The organism is Bradyrhizobium sp. SZCCHNRI20481 (assembly GCF_032485055.1).
Classification (GTDB): domain Bacteria; phylum Pseudomonadota; class Alphaproteobacteria; order Rhizobiales; family Xanthobacteraceae; genus Bradyrhizobium.
This window is the reverse complement of sequence record NZ_JAUEUE010000005.1, coordinates 223,263-243,459: the sequence shown is the minus strand read 5'-3', so window position 1 is coordinate 243,459 and position 20,197 is coordinate 223,263. Positions and strand designations below refer to the sequence as shown.

The window sequence follows — 20,197 nt, the reverse complement described above, 5'->3', positions numbered from 1 at the left end:
TTCCCGCGCAGCCGGTTGCGAATGATCCGGCCTGCAAGGAAGGCCGGGCGAGCAGCTCCTTATTTCAGGATGCCCTTCTCCTTGTAGTAGCGGATCGCGCCCGGATGCAGCGGCACCGGGCTGTCCTGCGCCGCTGTCTCCAGCTTGATCTCCTTGCCGGCGGCATGCGCATTGGCGAGCTCCGGCAGCGAATCAAAGATCAGCTTGGTCATCTGGTAGGCGAGATCGTCGGATACCGCCGAGCTGGTGACGAGATAATTGATCACAGCCGCGGTCGGCACGTCCTTGTCCTGGCCGGTATAGGTGTTGGCCGGGATGATCGCCGCCACGAACGGCGCACCGATCTTGTCGACGACCTCCTTCGGCACCGACACCACCGTGATCGGCGACGAGGTCGACAGATCCTTCAACGAAGCGACGCCGAGGCCAGCCGACTGCAAGGTGGCGCCGAGCTGCCGGTTCTTCATCAGGTCGACGGATTCGGCGAAGGGCAGATACTCCACCTTGCCGAGATCCTTGTAGCTCATGCCGGCGGCGGCGAGGATCGCGCGCGAGTTGAGCTCGGTGCCGGACTTCGGCGCGCCGACCGACAGGCTCTTGCCCTTGAGATCGGCCAGCGTCTTGATGCCGGACTCGGCCGTCGCGACGATCTGGATGTAGTTCGGATAGATCGCGCCGATCGTGCGCAGCTTGTCCAGCTTAGTCTTGAAGCCGGCCTCCTCCTCGCCGTTCCAGGCGGCCTTCAGGGAGTCGCCGAGCGCGAAGGCGAGCTCGCCGCGTCCTTGCTGCAGCAGGATCAGGTTCTCGACCGAGGCCTTGGTCGCCTGCACCTGGGTCTTCACATTGGGGATCTTGTCGCCGTAGATCTTCCCGATCGCGACACCGAGCGGATAGTAGACGCCCGACGTGCCGCCGGTGAGCACGTTGATGAAGCTCTGCGCCTGCGCCGCAGGCGCCGCGAGCAGGCAGGCGGCTGCCAGAATGAAACCGGTTGCAGCGCCAGAGAATGTCGAGAAACGCATGGATCCTCCCATTGATTTTGCCGCAAATTGGACGGCTGCGGGCGCTGGGTCAACCCATCCGAAAGACTGGCGCACCGGCCGCTCCCGCTCCCACGGCGCAAGGCCGGGACCGATGCGCCCCGCGTTCAATCTTACATTGACAGTATCACCAGCTTGAACCGCAGGTGCAGCCCAATGCGGCGGGCCGCCTCCCTCGCGGGGCCACCGATCATTGGAACGTCATGTCGAGGCATTTGGAGATGTCCGAGCCGAGCCCGGACGAGATCGTAATGCAGCCGCGCACCTTCTGCTGGGTCGCATCCGCCACCCAGATCGAGTAGCCGCCATTGCCGAAGAAGGAGTTGGTGTTCGCCGGCTCGGTCTCGGTGGCGTCGAACTCATATTTGGAATCAGTGTCGAACACGCGCGGCTTCCTGGTACAGCCGCCGTCGGTCTGGACGTTGATGACCTCCTTGTTGTCCCGGGTCAGCGACAGTGAGACCTGGCAGCGGAAATATTCCGAGGTCTTCACGTTGAAGAGGTAGGCGTAGGACTTGCAGACGGCCGTATTGAGCTTGCCGGCGGAGAGACCGCGGCTGCAGGCGATGCGTTGGTTGTTGGACAGCTTGAAGTCGTCGGCCCGGGCGGACGCCAACGTCACCAGCGACAACGCCGCAACCCAACCGATCTTCGTGACGAGGCTCATCCGAATCATCCCCAAAGTGTTTTCTTGGCCTATGTTTCTAAACCACGCTGCAGGATAATCGCGAGATCGGCGAATTTAAAAATCCGCCAACGATCACCGCGCTGCGACGGGGCGACGTTGACGCTGCCTCGGCGTTCGTGATTTGTTCGAGACGACATCGATTGGAGGAGGACATGAAGAGCCCGGTTCTGAAAGCCCTTATCGCCCTCGGTGCGCTGGGCGCACTGGCCAGCGCGGCGCCCGCGGCACCGCCGGAGCCGTGGGAGCTGAAGCCCGACATGGGCTACGCCTATGGCAAGGATGGCAAGACGCTCGCCTACAAGATGGGCACCAAGAACGCCGACATGCTGCTCAAGGGCGCCAAGAAGGTGCCGAAGGGCACGCTGTTCTTCGTCGGCCAGAACGGTCAGCTCTACATGCGGACGGCCCCCTATCTCGACGGCGACGGCAGCTTCTCGTTCGGCGCGGATGAGTGAAGGCGAGCGAGCGCAGCCTCAGAACGCCGCCGCCAGCTCCTTGGCGCCGGGCAGGCCGCTGAGCGAGTCCATCCTGGCATCCGTCACCGCAAGCAGCTTTGCCACGGTGTTGTGGCGAACGGCGACCGGATTGCGCTCGTAGCCGCCGCGCTGGAAGAAGTTGGCGGTCGGAACCTGATCGCGCATCTCGAGCGGCATCGTCACCATGTCGAAGCCGGTGCCGTCCCCGGTGAGATTCATCATCTCGAGCTCGGCGGCGGAAAGCGGCCGGGTGTAGCCCTTGGCGCGCGCGAACAGCACCGAGGTCAAGAGCTTGTGGGTCTGCAGCATCGGCCCGACGTCGATGTCGAGCACCATCGCATGCATGGCCCACCCCTGCGGCGTATTGCCGATCTTCTCATGCGCCGACCAGTCGTCCGGCACGGAGCGCGCAATCGCGACCATCTTCTTCAGGACCGCGAGCTTGTGCTCCATCGCGCCCCGCGCCGGGCCGGACGTCTGCGCCACGCGTTCGCCGAGCAGGCGGATGAACAGCGGGCCCTGCTCGGCCAGAAGCTCGACGCTGTTGGTGGTCAATAGCTGATTGTAGCCGATCGCCGTCGAGATCGCGCGGTTGCCCTTGAAGCCCGATTGCGAGTCATGCTTGCCGTTGCCGCCGGTCTCGAAGGCATAGACGCGCACCGCCTGCTCGCGCGTCAGTCCCGACGCCGCGGCGAAGCGCGCATAGGCGCGCTTGAAATCGATGTCGTTGGTGGGGCGCTGCGGCGACCATTGGAAATGCTCCTGTGCCGCCTTCACGAGGTCGGCGACCACAGGGATGTACTTGCGCTCGCGCGGCTCGCCCTCAGGTTCCGGCTCGGGGTTCACCGGCCGCTTCGGCCCGGTGTAGACCGGCGGCTGCTCCAGCACATAGTCGTCGAGCCCGATCGGCTGGCGGTCGCGGCGCTTGGCATTGCGCGCGCGGCGCTTGTCGGCGATCGCCTTCCAATAGGCGCCCGCCTCCTGGTCGAACTCCGCCCGCGCCTGCTGATATTCGGCGAGTTTGCGCCGATACTCCGCAATCGCAGCCGGCGATGCCATCTGCGCCAAAGCTTCGCGCGGCGCGACCGGTGAGCCGGGTTCCGCGGCCAGCAAAGGCAGCGCGCCGGAAACGGCGCAGGCGAGAATCAGGGCAAGGGTGCGAATCGGCTGATGCAGCATGCCGCCCTTGTAGCCGAAACGGCGGCTACTTCCAGGCGAACACCGGCTGCTCCAGCTCGTGCACCCGGGTGTCGCGGCCGGACAGGACCTCGCGGAACTGATAGATCAGCGCTGCGGTGGGCGCGTGAATGAGACCCTCGCGAGCGTGAAAACGGACGACGCGCCGCGTGCTCTCGGGGATCGCAGTGAAATCGAACGCGTCATCCGCCGTGATCGCGTCGAGGCCGATCCGGTGCACCGAGGAGACCTCGTCCGGATTCGGCCGCAGCGTGCGGCCATTGGCCGCCCATACGACGACGGGGGTAATCAGATAGCCCGACCGTGTCGGATAGTCGTCGAGTAGGCCCAGCACCGCATCCGGCGCCAGAATCAGCCCGAGCTCCTCTGCGAGCTCGCGCAGCGCGGCCGCGACCGTCGTTTCGCCGGCGTCGCAGCGTCCGCCCGGCAGCGCCCATTGCCCGCCATGGCTGCCCAGCCCGGCAGCGCGCAGAGTGAGCAGCAGCGCCGTGTCGCCGGTCTCGTGGTGCGGGGCCAGCGCGATCACCACCGCCGCGCGCTTCAGCGAGGCCGCCGCCGCAGCCGCCTCCAGCCGCACGAAGCCCGCGCAGCAGCTTGCGATTTTCCGCCTCGTGGCATCGTCGAACGGCATCGGCATGCAGCTTGACTACACCAGGCCGGCGACAGATGAAACGACCTCCAGGCCGGCTCGGGCCACAACGGGAAGGGTCTTCAGCGATGACGAAATCGGCCGCGGCCAGGATGACGTCTGACGGCTGGGAGATCGTCGACACCTCCGGTTTCCTGCATCTGATCGGCCCACTGTGGCAGCGGGTCGTCGGCGGTGTCCACGAGTACGCCATCGTCACCGAGGACAAGCACCACAACCGCCGCGGCCTGGTTCAGGGCGGCGTGATCATGACGCTCGCCGACCGCAGCTGCGGCATGACGGCCCGCTACGCCGCGGGCAAGGAGCACATGGCGACGATCCAGTTCGACACGCATTTCGTCGAGTCCGGCAAGATCGGCGAGACCCTGGTGTCGCGGCCGCATGTGGTGCGGATCACCCGCAGCCTGGTGTTCATCACCACGGAGGTCATGGCCGGTCATCGCGTGATCGCGATGGCCTCGGGCGTGTTCAAGATTCTGAAGAGCGAGTGAGCCGTGATCTCGCCTCTCGGTCATTGCGAGGAGCGTCGCGACGAAGCAATCCAGAGTCCCGACCCGGCCCTGGATTGCGTCGCTGCGCTCGCAATGACGCGCTGAGAGAGTTATCGTATCCCCTTCGCCCGCGGTGGTGACGGTTTGAAATGAGGCAAGAATGCAATATCGCCAGCTCGGCCGTTCCGGCCTGAAGGTGTCGCCGATCTGCCTGGGGACGATGATGTTCGGCGGTCCCACCGACGAGCCGACATCCGCCCGCATCATCGCCAAGGCGCGCGACGCCGGCATCAACTTCATCGACACCGCAGATGCCTACAACAAGGGCGCTTCCGAGGAGGTGGTCGGCCGCGCCATCGCGCGCGAGCGCGACCGCTGGATCGTCGCCACCAAGCTCGCCAACCCGATGGGCGACGATCCCAACCGCGCCGGCCTGTCGCGGCGCTGGGTGCTGCAGGCCGCGGACGAAAGCCTGCGGCGGCTCGGCACCGGGCACATCGACCTCTACTACCTGCACAAGGAAGATCACGCGACGCCGCTCGAGGAAACCGTGCGCGCGATCGGCGATCTCATGCGTGCCGGCAAGATCCGCTATTTCGGCGTCTCCAACTACCGCGCCTGGCGGCTCGCCGAGATCTGCAGTCTCTGCGACGCAGGCGGCATCGACCGCCCCGTCGTCAGCCAGCCCTACTACAATGCGATGAACCGGATGCCCGAGGTCGAGCACCTGCCGGCCTGCGGCTATTACGGCCTCGGCGTCGTGCCCTACAGCCCGCTGGCGCGCGGCGTGCTCACCGGAAAGTACAGCCCCGATGCGCCGCCGGACACGGACACCCGCGCCGGCCGCAACGATACGCGAATGATGCAGACTGAGTGGCGGCCCGAGTCATTGAAGCTGGCGCAGGAGATCAAGCGTCACGCCGAGACGAAGGGCTTCACGCCGGGACAGTTCGCCGTGTCCTGGGTGCTCAACTCCGCCTTCATCAGCTCCGTGATCGCGGGTCCGCGCACCGAGGCGCAATGGGACGACTACATCCGCGCGCTCGACTATCCCTTTGCCGCCGACGACGAGGCGCTGATCGACCGGCTGGTCGTGACCGGCCACGCCTCGACGCCCGGCTACAACGATCCGGCCTATCCGATCGAGGGCCGCAGGCCGCGGGTGGGCTGAGATGGAGGAGGATCGCTACGGCCTGCCACTGTCGACCGCCTCCACTGACGCGGCCGCAGCCTATCGCGAGGGCATGGATCTGCTGCTCGCATTCTGGCCCGGGGCCACTGACGCGTTCGAGCGGGCGATCATGCTCGATCCGGAGTTCGCGCTGGCGCACGCGGCGCGTGCTCGCATCCACGCGATCTACATGCAGCGCGAGGCGGCGCTGCAGACCATCGCACGGGCCCGCGACCTCGCTGCCAAGCGCGGCACCCCGCGCGAGCAGAGCCATGTCGCGACCCTGGTGCTCGCCATCGAGGGACGCGGCACTGACGCGCTGACATCGACCCTGGCGCATCTGGCGAACTGGCCGCGGGACGCCATGATCATGGCGCTCCCGCTCGGCGCTTTCGGCCTGCTCGCCTTCTCCGGCCGCGCCGATCACGATGCCGCCCGCCGCGACCTCTGCGACCGCTTCGCCGCTGATTATGGCGAGGACTGGTGGTTCATGTCCAACCATGGCTGGGCCCTGACCGAGGCCGGCGAGTTGGCGAAGGGCCGCGCCGTCACCGAGCGCAGCTTCGCGCTGCGCCGGCACAACGCCTATGCCGTGCATGCGCTGCTGCATGCGATGTTCGAGGACGGCGCGGTGGACGAGGCCGATGCGCTCGTCGCGGGGTGGATCGGCGACTATGACCGCACCGGGATGCTGCACGGTCATATCTGCTGGCACCAGGCGCTCGGCGCGCTGGACCGGGGCGATGCCGACAAGGCGCTGGCGGTCTATACCGACGTGCTGGTGCCGACGATGGACTCGGCGCCGCCGCTCAACACCCTGTCCGACTGCGCCTCGCTGCTGTGGCGGCTGATGGCTGACGAGCAACCGGTGCCGCCCAACGCATGGGCCGACACGGCGGCCTATGCGAGCACGCGCTTCACGGGTTCGACCCTCGCCTTCGCCGAGATGCATCTGGTGATGATCGCGGCAGCGACGCATGACAGCGCCGCGCTCAAGGGACGCCTTGCCGCGATCGAGCGGCGGCAGGCCGAGGGCAGGCTGCCGGCCGGGCGCATCGTGCCGCACATGTTGCGGGCGCTGCGTGCGTTCGCCGATGACAATTGGCGCGGATGCGCGCGCGAGCTTGCGCCCGTCATCGGCGATCTCCCCCGCATCGGCGGCAGCCACGCCCAGCGCGAGGTGATCGAGGACACCTACATCCTGGCACTGATCCGCAGCGGCGCGCTGGCTCAGGCGCGAGACCTGCTCGATGCCCGCCTGCACCGCCGCCCCTCCGCGCGCGACACGCGCTGGCGGGCGCTGACGGTTTGACGGACGTTATCCCTCCGTCTCCAATCCCGTCGGCATCGGCACGTTCTCGGGCTGCAGCTTGAGACCCGCCGCGAGCGCGACGGTCTCCAGCAGCGCCGCAAAGTCCTTCTCCAGATAGCCGGCGGGATCTGGTTGCAGCGAGGCGGCGCCGACATGGGCCTGCAATGCCTCGCGCGTCGCGGCTGTCACCGGCATCGCGACGTCGAGCTGGCGCGCCGCCGACAGGCCGAGATCGAGATCCTTGCGCAGCAGCGGCGGCGTGAAGGTCGTGGTCCAGTCGAGATTGACCAGCGCGTTGCTCTTGTACCTGGTGAAGGTCGACCCCATGACGCTGGCGTTCATGAAGTTCAGGAAGGCATGGCGCGGCACGCCGGCCTTCTGCGCCAGGATGGTGATCTCGGCCAGGTTCTGGATCACGACGCCGAGGAACACGTTGTGCGCGATCTTGCAGATGCGCGCGAGCTCGCCCTCGCCGACATAGGACACGCCGGAGACGGCGATCTTCGCCAGATACGGTTCGATGACCTCGAACGCGGCCCTGGGGCCCGAGACCACCGACGACAGCTTGCCGGCCTTGACGCATTTGCCGTTGCCGGACACCGGCGCCCGCACGAACTCACAGCCCAGTCGAACGAACTTGGCGGCAATCGCCTCCGACTGCTCGATGCCGATCGAGGAGCAGTCCACCAGGATCCGGGGACGCGATCCAGAACCGGCGGCCACCAGGCCGTTGTCGCCGAAATAGACCTGCTCGAGATCCTTGCCCGTCGACACCATCGTGAACACGATGTCGCACGCGGCGAGATCGCGGGGATGATCGACGATGACGCCCCCTTTCGCCGCCAGCGGCTCGGCCTTGGCGCGGGTGCGATTGAAGATCGACACCTTGTGGCCGGCCTTGAGCAGGCGCTCAGCCATCGGATAGCCCATGCGCCCCATGCCGATCCAGCCGAGCGAATGCGTCGCTGCCATTTGCGTCACTCCCTTTGACCTGCTTCGCTCAGTAGCGGTTGGCGATCGGCAATTCCTCGGCCGGGAACAGCGTGATCACCTGACAGCCCTTGTCGGTGACCACCACCTCCTCCTCGATACGCGCAGCCGAGAAGCCGTCGGTCGCCGGACAGTAGGTCTCAAGCGCGAACACCATGCCGGTCTTGATCTCCATCGGATTGTCCAGCGAGACCAGCCGCGAGATGATCGGGCGCTCATGCAGCGCGAGCCCGAGGCCGTGGCCGAACTGCAGGCCGAAGGCCGCCATCTCCGAGGGAAAGCCGAACTCCTCGGCCTTAGGCCAGACCTTGGCCACGGTGTCGGTCGAGACGCCCGGCTTGATCAGCGCGATCGCATTGTCGAGCCATTCGCGGCACTGCTTGTAGGCGTCGTGCTGCGCCGGCGTGGCGCGGCCAACGTTGAAAGTGCGGTAGTAGCAGGTCCGGTAGCCCTGATAGGACTGCAGGATGTCGAAGAACGCCTGGTCGCCCGGACGCAGGATGCGGTCGGTGAAATTGTGCGGATGCGGATTGCAGCGCTCACCGGAGATGGCGTTGATCGCCTCGACGTCGTCGGAGCCCATCTCGTAGAGCATCTTGTTGGCAAGCGCGACGATGTCGTTCTCACGCACGCCCGGCTTCAGGTGCTCGTAGATCGAATGATAGACGCCGTCGACCATGGCCGCGGCCTGGTTGAGCAGCATGATCTCGTCGATGTTCTTGATCTCGCGCGCGTCCAGCATGACCTGCTGGCCATCGACCACCTTCATGCCGGCCTTCTGCAGCTCGAAGAACATCGCCGTTTCCGCAAGGTCGACGCCGACAGGCATGTCGGCAACGCCTGCGGCGCGCAAAAGGCTCATGACCTCCTCGGCATGCGCCTTCATCAGCCCGACGGCCGGCGGCACGGTGCCGCGCATCCCGAGCATGCCGGCGCGGCAATTCTCCGGCGCCAGCCAGTCACAGAACAGACGATGGTGGACGGCCGCCGAGCCGAAATCCCACACGATCGGCTCGCCGTCGCCGGCCAGCAGCGCGAAACGGCACAGCTTGTCGCGCTCCCATTCGCCGATCTTGGTGCCAGACACGTAGCGAATGTTGTTGACGTCGAACAGCAGCAGCGCACCATAGCCCGACGCCTTCAGCGCCGCGCGCGCCCGCGCCAGCCGGTAGCGCCGCAACCTGTCGAAATCGACGCGGCGCTCGAAATCCACCGAGACATGGCCATGCGACGGAATCGCCCGCCCCCAGCGCCAATGCGGATCGAGATGCTCCGGGCTGACCAGATGCGGCTTCAGCGCGCTCGCTGTCATGTGGACGTTTCCCATTGTTCTATTGCAATCGATTGCAAAGCCGAATTTATTGCATACACGCAAAGCGTGTCAAGGTATAGCATGATCAAAACGTCGTTGCGCGGCGACATCAGAGGCTGGGAATGAAACGGACATTGCGACCGGCAGCAGGCCTGCATGCGTCGTCCTCGCGCCCGACGATCAAGGACGTCGCCGCCCGTTGCGGTGTGCATCCCTCGACGGTCTCGCGCGCGCTCAGCCCGGCGATGAAGCACCTCGTCGCTGCCGATGTCGCGGACAAGATCCAGGCCGCAGCCAACGCGCTCGGCTACCGGCTGAACATGGCCGCCAAGGGCCTGCGCACCGGACGCAGCGGCCTGATCGGCGTGCTCGCGCCGGATATCGCCGACCCCGGCTTTCCGCCGATGCTGTCCGGCATCGCCGATCATCTCCACGCGCAGGGTTATGCAACGATCGTGGCCGACGCCGGCACAGAGGGGTCGGAGCGGGATCTCGTCGACCGGCTGATCGCGCGCGGCGTCGACGGTCTGGTACTGGCGACGGTGAGCTTGCGTGACGACGTCGTGAAGCACTGCCTGGATGCAGCGCTGCCGGTGGTGCTTGTCAATCGCGTCGATGCCGCCGGACTCCTGCCCTCGGCAGCCAGCGACGATGCCGCCGGCATGCGTCTCGCCGTCCAGCATCTCGTCGCGCTCGGCCACCGGCGCATCGGTCACGTCGCGGGCCCGCAGCACATCTCGACCGGCGCACGCCGCCGCGCCGGCTTCGAGGCCAGCATCAGGGCTGCGGGACTGTCGGCCCGCCATACGCCGGTCGAAGCCGTCGAAACTTATACGCGTGCGGCGGGTCGCGAGGCTGCGCTGCGCCTGCTCGCGCGGCGGACGCGCCCAACCGCAATCGTCGCCGCCAATGATCTGCTGGCGCTCGGCGTCTATGACGCGCTCGCCGCGCGCGGCCTGACCTGCCCCGGTGATATCTCCGTGGTCGGCCACAACGACATGCCGTTCGTCGACATGGTCGCGCCGCCGCTGACCACGGTGCGGATCGCCCAGCGCGACATGGGGGAAGCCGCGGCGCGGCTGCTGCTCGACCGCCTTGCCGGGCGCGAGGCAGCGACCGACCACATCGTATTGGCGCCGGAGCTCATCATCCGCGGCTCGACGATCGCATACGAGCACTGACAGGTCCGCGGGGCATCGCTACACTGCGCGGAAGAAACAACGGGAGGATACGCCGATGACGGAGATGGTCGGCCTGGAGGCGCTCGTCGCATCCATCGCACCGGGGCAATCGATCGCGATCCCCGTCGACCGTGCCGGCGTCTCGATGGCGGCGACGGCGGCCATGATCGAGGCCGGCCTCACCGGGCTGCATCTCGTCTGCGTGCCGATATCAGGCCTCCAAGCCGATCTGCTGATCGGCGCCGGCGTGGCCGCGGTGGTGGAAACCAGCGCCGTCTCGCTCGGCGAGGCCGGCGGCGCACCGCGCTTCGTCGCGGCCGTGCGCGACGGCAGCATCAGCCTGCGCGATGCCACCTGCCCCGCGATCCATGCCGGCCTGCTGGCCGGGCAGAAGGGCGTGCCGTTCATGCCGATCGCCGGCATCATCGGCAGCGATCTGCTGCGGGTCCGCCCCGATTGGAAGGTGATCGACAGTCCCGTCGGCGAGCCCGGCAAGGTGGTCGTGGTGCCGGCGATCACGCCCGACGTGGCGCTGTTTCATGCCCCCGAGGCCGACCGCTTCGGCAATGTCCGCATCGGCCGCTACCGTGAGCTGGCGACGATGGCCTATGCGGCGAAGCGCACGCTGGTCACCGTCGAGCGTATCGTCGATCGCGATTTGATGGCGACCGAGGACTCCGCGGCCGGCGTGCTGCCGGCGCTCTATGTCGATGCCATCGCGGTGGCCGCGAACGGGGCCTGGCCGCTGCCGCTGTGGGACGAGTACGAGACCGATGGCGCCGAGCTGGCGCGCTACGCCGCGATGGCGCGCACCGACGAGGGCTTTCGCAGCTATCTTTCCGCCTTCCTGACCCGCAGCAAGGAGGTGGCATGACCATGCACGACGAGCGCGCACGCAAAGAACTGCTGATCACCGTCATCGCCGACCTGCTCGATGGCATCCGCCATGTCGCCGTCGGCGCCTCGTCGCCGATCCCGGCGGCCGGCGCGATGCTGCTGCGCGCACGCAACGCGCAACAGGGCAAGCCGCCTGTCCGCATCTCGATCCTCGGCTCGAGCCGGCACAATTTCTTCACCAATGGCGGCGTCGAGCTGTTCGACTGCGCCGCGCAGGGGCGCGTCGACGCGTTCTTTCTCGGCGGCGGCCAGATCGACGGCGCCGGGAACATCAACCTGGTCGGCACCGGCGACTATCCGCGGATGGACGTGCGCTGGCCGGGCTCGTTCGGCTCGGCCTATCTCTACCATCTCATTCCGCGGGTGATCCTGTTTCGCGAGGAGCATTCGCCGCGCGTGCTGGTGCCGAAGGTGGATTTCGTCAGCGCCGCTGCGACCACGCCGGAGGTGAGGCGGCGCGGCGGACCGCATGCGCTGCTGACCAATCTGGCGCTGTTCGATTTCGACCGCGAGCGCGGCGGCTTCCGGCTGCGCTCGGTGCATCCCGGCTACTCGGCAGAGGACGTGCGCGATCGTACCGGATTCGATTATGCGGTGCCGGAGATCGTGCCGCCGACGCCCGCGCCGGACCGGGCGACGGTCGAGCTGATCCGCGGCCGAATCCTCGACGAGCTCGCCGAATGCTATCCGGAATTCGCGCGCGCGATGGCTCCGGCCGCGTAGATCACTGCAATGATGCGCGCGTGATCACCTGCCCCGCATGCGCCTTCTGGTGCGCCCCCTGCCACCAGGTCAGCGCGCCGTTGACGATGACGGCCTCGATGCCGGCGGCCGGCACGCAGGGGTCATCATAGGTCGCGCTATCACGCACGCTGGCCGCATCGAAGATCGTGATGTCGGCGTGGTTGCCGATCGCGATCGTGCCGCGTCCCTTGATGCCGAAATTCTGCGCGGTCAGCCCGCTCATCTTCCAGACCGCGGTTTCCAGCGAGAACAGCTCGAGCTCGCGGCAGTAATAGCCGAGCACGCGCGGGAACGTGCCCCAGAGCCGCGGATGCGGACGCTCGCCGAACGGCAGGCCGTCGGAGCCGATCATGGTCGGCTCGAAGGCGAGGATGGTCTGCACGTCGGCCTCATCCATCGCGAAGTAGATCGCCGACGCCGGCTGCAGCCGCTTTGCCGCTTCGAGCCGGTCGACGCCCCAGCCGGCGGCGATGTCGGCGAGATCGTGACCCGCCACTTCGGGATGCGGCCCGGAGGCCGCGACGACGACCCTGACCTGCAGCTTGGCCGGATCGGTGTGCAGCATGGTCGACGAGGCGTTGTAGGGGTAGCAGTCGAGCGCGACGCATTGGCAGCTCATCGCCTTCATGATCAGCGGCAGCGTCTCCTTGGTGCGGCCGAAATTGGCCGGGCCCACCACCTTGTGATGCGAGATCACCACCTGGACGTCGAGCGCCTTGCCGATGGCAAAGCTCTCCTCCAGCGACTTGATCACGTCGTTCGCCTCGTTGCGCATGTGCGTCGCGTAGACGCCGCCGCTGCCGTTGAGCGGCCGGCAGACCTCGATGATCTCCTCGGTCGGCGCCGCCTCCGCCGGCGGATAGAACGTCCCGGTCGAGACGCCGATGGCGCCGGCGTCGAGCGCCTCCTGCACATGAGCCCGCATCTCGGCGATCTCCGCGTCGGTCGCGGCCCGGCCGAGGTCGCTCACGACCGAGGCGCGCAGCGCGGTGTGGCCGACCATCGGCGCAACGTTGACGGCGGCCGGTGCCGCGCGCAGTGCAGCCACGTAGTCCGCAAACGAGGCGTACTCTGCGACCCGGCCGTCGCCGGGCGACAGCAGGCCGAGCGGCATCGGCCGCGGCGAGCCCGGCTTCAGCGGCGCGATGCTGACGCCGCAATTGCCGGTCACGACGGAGGTCACGCCCTGCGAGACCTTGCAGATCATGTCGGGATCGACCAGCACGGCGCTGTCGTCATGGGTGTGGGAGTCGATGAAGCCCGGCGCAACGATGTGGCCGGTGGCGTCGATGACGCGTGCAGCCTTGCGGCCACCAAGCTCGCCGATGGCGACGATGCGACCGTCCTTGATGCCGACATCGGCCTCGAAACGTGGCGCGCGCGTGCCGTCGATGACGGTGCCGCCGCGGATGATCAGGTCGAAGGAGTCGGAGGAAGGCTGGGTATCGGTCATGAGGTCTCGCGCAGGGATATTGATCGGAGCCGGCGGGACTATCCGCTGCACGCCTCTGGGCGTCCAGCGGGATCGGCATGAGGTGCGCGCTGGGCTGGGCTGCAAGCCCCGCGACCGCTGGCACTGCGTCAACAAGGAGCGCGATGTCACCGTCATTCCGGGGCAATCGTCAATGCGCAGCCGCGAAGCGGCAACACGTTGACGATTGAAACCGGAATCCCGAGATTTCAGGAACGGACGCAAGACAACATCGAGATTCCGGGTCCAAGGCCTGCGGCCTTGCCCCGGAATGACGGTGGTCGTAACGTAGTCGGTCCTTCAACCCGCCGGCCGCCGCTGCGCGACGATCTGCCGGTAGAGTTCGGCATAGCGGCCGGCGCGGTGCCGCCACGACACGTCGGTCAGCATCGCATTGAGCTGCATGCGGGTCCAGTTCGCGGCGTTGCTGCGCGAGGCGTAGAAGGCCGCAGCGGCGCGGCGCAGGGTCTGATCGAGCGCCTCCGCCGTCACGGAGGCGCACTTGAACCCCGTTGCGGCGACGCCGGCCTCGGTCTCGTCGATGACGGTGTCGGCGAGGCCGCCCACGGCGGTGACGATCGGCAGCGCGCCATAGCGCAGGGCGCAGAGCTGCGTCAGGCCGCACGGCTCGAACCGCGACGGCACGACCAGCGCGTCGCAGCCGGCCTGAATGAGATGCGCCAGGCTCTCGTCATAGCCGATGACGACGCCGATCTGTCCTGGATGGTGCGCGGCGGCGGCGCGGAATGCGTCGCGCAGTTCGGCCTCGCCGTCGCCAAGCAGGGCCAGTTGAATCCCGCTACCGGTCAAGGTCGGCAGGCAGGATAGCAGCAGGTCCAATCCCTTCTGCGACGTCAGCCGGCTGACGACACCGAGCAGGAACGTCTCCGGCGCGACCTGCAGGCCCATGCGCGTCTGCAGCGCCGCCTTGTTCGGTGCCCGCGCCTCGATCCGCTCGATGCCGAAATGCGATGGGATGGCCGAATCGCTGCCGGGATCCCACACCGCCGTATCGATGCCGTTGAGGATGCCGACGAGGTCGGACGCGCGCTGGCGCAGCAGGCCGCCGAGGCCCATGCCCTGCTCGTCACTCTGGATCTCCCGGGCGTAGGTCGGCGACACCGTCGTGATCTTGTCGGCAAATTGCAGTCCCGCCTTGAGGAAGCTGATGTCGCCGTAATATTCGAGGCCGTAGATCGAGAAGGATTCCGGCGGCAGGCCGAGCGGCGGCAGGAAATGGCGCGGAAAGCGGCCCTGGAAGGCGAGATTATGCACGGTCATGACCGTGCCCGGATGCGGCCGGTGGCTGTAGAGCAGATAGGCCGGCACGAGCCCGGCCTGCCAGTCGTGGCCGTGGACGATGTCGGGCACGAAGGCCGGCACCGCGCCGAGGCCGATATAGGACGCCGCTCGCGCCAGCGCCGCGAAGCGGAACGCATTGTCCGGCCAGTCCTTGCCGTCGGGCCCCAGATACGGGTTGCCCTCGCGGTCATAGAGATGCGGCGCATCGAGCACGAACAGATCGAGCGCGCCATGACTGCCGCCGAGCAGGCGGGCATTGCCGCCGAAGAAGTTCGGCAGCGAGCTGATCTCGCTGGCCTGCTCCAGCGCGGTCATGACTGCGGGGTAACCCGGGATCAGCGTGCGGACCTCGACGTCCTCCGCCATCAGCGCCCACGGCAAGGCGCCGACGACATCGGCGAGCCCGCCCGTCTTGACGATGGGATAGACCTCGGAGGCAACCGACAGAACGCGCAGTGGCGTCATGAATTGAGCCCATCGATCATCGGCTGGGTAATCAAGGTCACGCCGTTCTCCGTTGTCCTGAACCGCTTGGCGTCGAACTCCGGATCCTCGCCGACCACGAGCCCCTCCGGAATCTGCACGCCGCGATCGACCACCACGTTGGTGAGGCGCGCATGGCGCGCGACGTTGACGTAGGGTAGCAGCACCGCGTTCTGCAGCTTGGCATAGGAATGCAGATGAGCGCCGGTGAACAGCAGCGAGCGCTGCACCTGGGCACCGGAGACGATGCAGCCCCCGGACACCAACGAGCACGTCGCCTCGCCGCGACGGCCATCCGTGTCATGGACGAACTTGGCCGGCGGCGTGATCTCCGAATAGGTCCAGAGCGGCCAGGAGCGATCGTAGAGATCGAGCTCGGGCACGACGTCCGTCAGATCCAGATTGGCCGCCCAATAGGCGTCCACCGTTCCAACGTCGCGCCAGTAGCTGCCCTGATCGTGGGCGGCGCGGACACAGGAGCGCGAGAACTGGTGCGCCACGGCGCGGCCGTTCCTGACGATGTAGGGAATGATGTCGCGGCCGAAATCATGGTTGGAATTCGGGTCCGCGGCGTCGCGCTTCAGCTCCTCGAACAGGAATTTGGCGTCGAACACGTAGATGCCCATGCTCGCGAGCGACCTGTCGGGCTTGCCCGGCATCGGCGGCGGATCGGCCGGCTTCTCGATGAAGTCGCGGATCGTGTCGTCCTCATTGATGTGCATGACGCCGAAGCCTGAGGATTCCTCGCGCGGCATCTCCAGGCAGCCGACGGTGACGTCGGCGCGCTGGTCGACATGCTGCTGCAGCATCAGCTCGTAGTCCATCTTGTAGATGTGATCGCCGGCTAGCACGACGATGTATTTCGTGTTGTAGGTCTCGAGGATGTCGATGTTCTGGTACACGGCGTCGGCCGTTCCGACGTACCACATCGTCTCCGAAACGCGCTGGCTGGCGGGCAGGATGTCGAAGCTCTCGTTGCGCTCGGGACGGAAGAAGTTCCAGCCCATCTGCAGATGCCGGATCAGGCTGTGCGCCTTGTACTGCGTCGCCACCGCGATGCGACGGATGCCGGAGTTCACGGCGTTCGACAGCGCGAAATCGATGATGCGCGACTTGCCGCCGAAATAGACGGCGGGCTTGGCGCGCCGGTCGGTCAGCTCAAGCAGCCGGCTGCCGCGTCCGCCGGCCAACACGAAGGCCAGCGCGTGACGAGACAGCGGCTCGGTCCGTGCGGCGGGTGCCATGGTTCTCCTCCCTGCAACTCGTTGTCGCGTCAAGATTTCCGCGGCCCGGACAGGGGCGTCTCGCGATCGCGCTCCGTCTCCCGGTACTCACATATGACGAGGGAACAGCCAACCAGTTCCCAATGACGAGTGCAATGGGGTGCTTCAGCTCAGGCGATCCCAGGTTGCAGCCATGTCGTCCCAGCGCGGCGGGTCGGCGCCCTCGCGGGTGCAGGTGACGGCCGCACACGCCCCGGCAAAGGCGAGCACCTTGCGCAATTCGGTCTGGCTCAATCCCCTCAGGGCCTCCCGGCCGATGCGGCCGAGCTTGCGCAGCGCGAACAAGAGCCCCGCCTGGAATGTGTCGCCGGCCCCGATCGTATCGACCACCTCGACCTGGGGGACCGCGACTTCGACCGCGCCGGCTTGCGCATGCCAGCCGAGCGCCCCCTTGGGACCCCGCGTGACGACGACCAGGCCGGTGCCGCGCGCCAGCAGCGCATCGGCCCGCGCAGCGTAATCGTCGTGGCCATGCAGATAGTCGAAATCGACATCCGACATCTTGATCAGGTCGGCGCTTGCGGCAAACCCATCCATGTCAGCGCGATAGCCGGCCTTATCAGTCACCAGATTCGGACGGCAGTTCGGGTCGAAGGAGATCGTCACCGCGCCCTGCGTGGCGGCGATCAGCGCACGGGTCTGCGCGGCGCCGAGATCGTGGATCAGCGTGGTCGACCCGACATGGATGGCATCAATGTCGGCAAAGGGGATGCTGCCCGGCCGGAACGTCCATTTCCGCGCGGCGGTCTCGGCGTCGTAGAAGGCGTACTGCGCCTCGCTGCCGACATGGCGCACGAAAGCGAGCGTGGTCTGGTCCGGGCTGCGCGTGGCGTAGCCGAGATCGACGTTCGAGCCTTGGGCATGCGCCGCGATCATGGTGCCGAACAGGTCGGTCGAGATGCCACCGACGAAGCCGGTCGGCGCGCCCAGCCGGGCCAGCCCGACGGCGACGTTCAGGCAGGAGCCGCCGACCACCGGCCGCAAGGCATCACGGCCGTCGGCCGATCTGGCCGGGACGAAATCGATCAGCGCATCGCCGCAGCTCAGGATCATGGTCATGCCTCCCCATGGACGCCATGCATCACGGAACGGCTCTCGCGATCAAGCGTCCGCAGCAGGCCGTGGATGCGGCGCTTGCGGCGATGGAAGGCCGCGATGTCCGGATCGGTCGGATCGCTGAGGCGGCCGAGCGAGGACATCGACGCCATCGTTTCGCCGATTGAGCGAAAGCCGCCGCTCGCCACCGCGCCGAGCATGGCCGCGCCGAGCAGCACGGGCTCCTGGGTGCCGGGCAAGGCCACCGTCAACCCCGTCGTGTCCGCCATGATCTGGCGCACCAGCGGACTGCGCGAGGCGCCGCCGGCCATGACCAGCGTCCGGCTGCTGACGCCGTTGGCGGCGAAGGCGTCGATCACGTCGGCCAAGCCATAGGCGAGCCCGCACAACCCGGCCACGAACAGCCGCTCCATCGCTGAGATATCGGTATCGAGATCGAGGCCGGCGATGACGGCGCGCGAGTCGGGATCGGCATAGGGCGAACGGTTGCCGAGAAACTCAGGGAGGATGTGGAGATCCCGCGCCAGCAGCGCAGCGGCGCCGGCATTCGGCACTCGCGCCATGATCCGCTTCTCCAGGAAGCTGATGACGTCGAGCCCTTCGGCACGCGCGGCGGCCGTCGCCTCGGCAGACGCTGGGTGCGAGCGCAGCAGGTGATCGATCGCAGCCCCCGCAGCGGACTGGCCACCCTCGTTGAGCCAGAACTCCGGCACCATGCCCTGATAGTACGGTCCCCATACGCCAGGCACGAAGGACGGAGCGCGCGTCGTCGCCATGATGCAGGCCGAAGTCCCCATGATGTAGGCGAGGCGATCGCAGACATCGACCTCGCCGCGCTCAGCCGCGCGGCCGCCGATCGCGCCGATGCCGCCGGCATGGGCATCGATCAGCGCCGCACCGACCGGTGTGCCTGCAACCAGTCCGAGTTCTTCGGCCGCGTCCTGCGACAGCCCAAGGCCGAGCGGCGTGCCAGGCGCAACGATCTCGGTGCCGATCCGCGCGAAATCTTCTGCGACGAAATCCTCCAGCCCGATGCGGCGAAAGTAGGCCGCGCTCCAGCGCGTCTCATGCGCGAGATAATTCCATTTGCAGGTGACGGTGCACATCGAGCGCGCCAAAGAGCCTGACGCACGCCAGGTCAGGAAGTCGGCGAGATCGAAGAAATGGCCTGCCGCATCGAAACTCTTGCGCAGATGCCGCTTCAGCCACAGCAGCTTCGGCATCTCCATCTCCGGGGAGATCGAGCCGCCGACATAGCGCAGCACCTCGTCTCTGGTCGCATTGATGTCGCGCGCCTCCATCAGCGCGCGATGATCCATCCAGACGATGACGTTGCGGGCGGACTCGCCGGAGCTGCTGACAGTGACGGGAGCACCCGATGGGTCCAGCGCCACCAGCGAGCAGGTCGCGTCGAAGCCGATGCCCTTGATCAGCTCCGGCGCGATCGCAGCTCCCGCCAGCGCGGCTTTGACCGAGGCGCAGCAGGCACGCCAGATGTCGTCGGACGACTGCTCGACGACGTCGCCGGCCTCGTGCCAAGTCTGGATCGGATGCCGCGCCGCGGCAAGCAGGCGGCCGTTACAGTCGAAAATCCCGGCGCGCGTGCTGGTTGTGCCGACATCGACACCGACAAAGGCCTGCCGCATGTTTCGCTCCCGTCAATCTTGACGCGAGCTTACCAGCAAGTGTAGCCGCCATCGACAACGACGACGCTGCCGGTCATCAAACTTGCCGCTTCCGAGGCCAGGAACAGGACGACCGACGCGATCTCCTCGACCTGCCCCATGCGGCCCATCGGGGTTCCGCCGATCCAGGCGTCGTACATGCGCGGATTGCTCTTCACGAAGGCGTTCAGCGGCGTCTCGATATAGGTCGGCGCGACCGCGTTGACCCGGATGCCGCGCGCGCCCCATTCGGCCGCCAGCGACTTGGTCAGATGGTGCACCGCAGCCTTGGACGCGTTGTAGAAGCACTGCTCCTGCGGCTTGTTGACAATGAAGCCGGACATCGAGCCGATATTGACGATGGTGCCGCTCTTCGCCGCCAGCATGTGCTTGCCGAAGGCGCGGCAGCACCAGAAGGTGCCGTTGAGATTGACGTCGAGCACGTTGAGCCAGTGCTCGTCGGTGACGGTCTCGGCCGGCGTCTCGCTGCGCGCGATGCCGGCGTTGTTGACGAGGATGTCGAGGCCGCCGTAGCGCGCGACCAGATCGTCGGCCACCTCGTTGACTTGAGCCGAGTCGGTGACGTCCATCAGCGCGGTCTCGGTGTCATAGCCCTTGGCCTTCATCGCCGCCTGCCCGTCCGCCGCCGCCTTGGCGTCGCGATCGGCGATCACGACATGCGCGCCCGCCTCCGCCAGCGCCTCGACGCAGGCGAGCCCGATGCCCTGCCCGCCGCCGGTGATCAGCGCGGTCTTGCCGTTCAGCTTGAATTTCTCCAGATACATCGTCG

The 20,197-nt window shown here is 67.0% G+C and carries 19 protein-coding genes; 7 read left to right on the top strand and 12 right to left on the bottom strand.

Features of this window, described 5'->3' with window-relative positions:
- Positions 1 to 59 precede the first annotated feature (59 nt).
- Both QX132_RS10050 and QX132_RS10045 read right to left on the bottom strand, forming a co-directional pair.
- Positions 60 to 1,022, bottom strand: a complete 963-nt coding sequence (locus QX132_RS10050) for a TAXI family TRAP transporter solute-binding subunit (RefSeq protein WP_315797716.1) — start codon at positions 1,020 to 1,022, stop codon at positions 60 to 62.
- A 208-nt stretch (positions 1,023 to 1,230) separates the two neighbouring features.
- Positions 1,231 to 1,707 (bottom strand): hypothetical protein, encoded by a 477-nt coding sequence (locus QX132_RS10045; protein ID WP_315736112.1) that lies wholly within the window; start codon positions 1,705 to 1,707, stop codon positions 1,231 to 1,233.
- A 173-nt stretch (positions 1,708 to 1,880) separates the two neighbouring features.
- Between QX132_RS10045 and QX132_RS10040 the strand changes: the two genes are divergently transcribed.
- Positions 1,881 to 2,183, top strand: a complete 303-nt coding sequence (locus QX132_RS10040; RefSeq protein ID WP_316160959.1) for a hypothetical protein — start codon at positions 1,881 to 1,883, stop codon at positions 2,181 to 2,183.
- 18 nt (positions 2,184 to 2,201) lie between these two features.
- Here the strand turns inward: QX132_RS10040 and QX132_RS10035 are convergent, their stop codons facing one another.
- Together QX132_RS10035 and QX132_RS10030 are read right to left on the bottom strand one after the other, a co-directional pair.
- Positions 2,202 to 3,383, bottom strand: a complete 1,182-nt coding sequence (locus QX132_RS10035) for a hypothetical protein (RefSeq protein ID WP_316160958.1) — start codon at positions 3,381 to 3,383, stop codon at positions 2,202 to 2,204.
- Between the two features lie 25 nt (positions 3,384 to 3,408).
- Positions 3,409 to 4,038, bottom strand: a complete 630-nt coding sequence (locus QX132_RS10030) for a CoA pyrophosphatase (RefSeq protein WP_316160956.1) — start codon at positions 4,036 to 4,038, stop codon at positions 3,409 to 3,411.
- 80 nt (positions 4,039 to 4,118) lie between these two features.
- Between QX132_RS10030 and QX132_RS10025 the strand changes: the two genes are divergently transcribed.
- The 3 genes from QX132_RS10025 to QX132_RS10015 all read left to right on the top strand — a co-directional run bounded on the left by QX132_RS10025 (position 4,119) and on the right by QX132_RS10015 (position 7,024).
- Positions 4,119 to 4,541 carry a PaaI family thioesterase gene (locus tag QX132_RS10025; protein WP_315736104.1) on the top strand — a complete coding sequence of 141 codons (423 nt, stop codon included), beginning with the start codon at positions 4,119 to 4,121 and terminating at the stop codon, positions 4,539 to 4,541.
- 160 nt (positions 4,542 to 4,701) lie between these two features.
- On the top strand, positions 4,702 to 5,712 hold the full coding sequence (locus QX132_RS10020; RefSeq protein ID WP_315782937.1) for an aldo/keto reductase: 1,011 nt from the start codon (positions 4,702 to 4,704) through the stop codon (positions 5,710 to 5,712).
- A gap of 1 nt (position 5,713) precedes the next feature.
- Positions 5,714 to 7,024, top strand: a complete 1,311-nt coding sequence (locus tag QX132_RS10015) for a tetratricopeptide repeat protein (RefSeq protein WP_315782935.1) — start codon at positions 5,714 to 5,716, stop codon at positions 7,022 to 7,024.
- Positions 7,025 to 7,030: 6 nt separating this feature from the next.
- On the opposite strand, the gene QX132_RS10010 is transcribed toward QX132_RS10015, so the two are convergent.
- Positions 7,031 to 7,996, bottom strand: a complete 966-nt coding sequence (locus tag QX132_RS10010; protein ID WP_316160954.1) for an NAD(P)-dependent oxidoreductase — start codon at positions 7,994 to 7,996, stop codon at positions 7,031 to 7,033.
- Between the two features lie 28 nt (positions 7,997 to 8,024).
- Positions 8,025 to 9,326, bottom strand: coding sequence for a Xaa-Pro peptidase family protein (locus QX132_RS10005; protein ID WP_315758877.1), 1,302 nt, complete (start codon positions 9,324 to 9,326; stop codon positions 8,025 to 8,027).
- 122 nt (positions 9,327 to 9,448) lie between these two features.
- On the opposite strand from QX132_RS10005, the gene QX132_RS10000 reads away from it, so the two are divergent.
- The 3 genes from QX132_RS10000 to QX132_RS09990 are packed head-to-tail and all read left to right on the top strand — an operon-like array spanning position 9,449 to position 12,127.
- Positions 9,449 to 10,507: a LacI family DNA-binding transcriptional regulator gene (locus QX132_RS10000; RefSeq protein WP_315782931.1), complete on the top strand. Its 1,059-nt coding sequence runs from the start codon at positions 9,449 to 9,451 to the stop codon at positions 10,505 to 10,507.
- 55 nt (positions 10,508 to 10,562) lie between these two features.
- The gene (locus tag QX132_RS09995) at positions 10,563 to 11,381 is read left to right on the top strand and encodes a CoA transferase subunit A (RefSeq protein ID WP_316160953.1); all 819 of its coding nucleotides are present in this window, start codon (positions 10,563 to 10,565) and stop codon (positions 11,379 to 11,381) included.
- Complete coding sequence (locus QX132_RS09990; protein ID WP_316160952.1) at positions 11,378 to 12,127, top strand: CoA-transferase; 750 nt, start codon at positions 11,378 to 11,380, stop codon at positions 12,125 to 12,127. The genes QX132_RS09995 and QX132_RS09990 overlap by 4 nt, the downstream gene beginning before the upstream one ends.
- 1 nt (position 12,128) lies before the next feature.
- Here the strand turns inward: QX132_RS09990 and QX132_RS09985 are convergent, their stop codons facing one another.
- From QX132_RS09985 to QX132_RS09960, 6 genes are all read right to left on the bottom strand, one after another.
- Positions 12,129 to 13,601: a D-aminoacylase gene (locus tag QX132_RS09985; RefSeq protein WP_316160950.1), complete on the bottom strand. Its 1,473-nt coding sequence runs from the start codon at positions 13,599 to 13,601 to the stop codon at positions 12,129 to 12,131.
- Between the two features lie 318 nt (positions 13,602 to 13,919).
- A complete protein-coding gene (gene glgA / locus QX132_RS09980) occupies positions 13,920 to 15,386 on the bottom strand; it encodes a glycogen synthase GlgA (protein ID WP_316160949.1) in 1,467 nt (488 codons plus the stop codon).
- The gene (gene glgC, locus QX132_RS09975; protein ID WP_315736073.1) at positions 15,383 to 16,648 is read right to left on the bottom strand and encodes a glucose-1-phosphate adenylyltransferase; all 1,266 of its coding nucleotides are present in this window, start codon (positions 16,646 to 16,648) and stop codon (positions 15,383 to 15,385) included. The genes glgA and glgC overlap by 4 nt, the downstream gene beginning before the upstream one ends.
- Positions 16,649 to 16,792: 144 nt before the next feature.
- Complete coding sequence (locus tag QX132_RS09970; RefSeq protein WP_316160947.1) at positions 16,793 to 17,740, bottom strand: carbohydrate kinase; 948 nt, start codon at positions 17,738 to 17,740, stop codon at positions 16,793 to 16,795.
- A gap of 2 nt (positions 17,741 to 17,742) precedes the next feature.
- A complete protein-coding gene (locus QX132_RS09965) occupies positions 17,743 to 19,389 on the bottom strand; it encodes an FGGY-family carbohydrate kinase (RefSeq protein WP_316160945.1) in 1,647 nt (548 codons plus the stop codon).
- Between the two features lie 29 nt (positions 19,390 to 19,418).
- Complete coding sequence (locus QX132_RS09960; RefSeq protein WP_315797725.1) at positions 19,419 to 20,192, bottom strand: SDR family NAD(P)-dependent oxidoreductase; 774 nt, start codon at positions 20,190 to 20,192, stop codon at positions 19,419 to 19,421.
- Between the last annotated feature and the right edge of the window lie 5 nt (positions 20,193 to 20,197).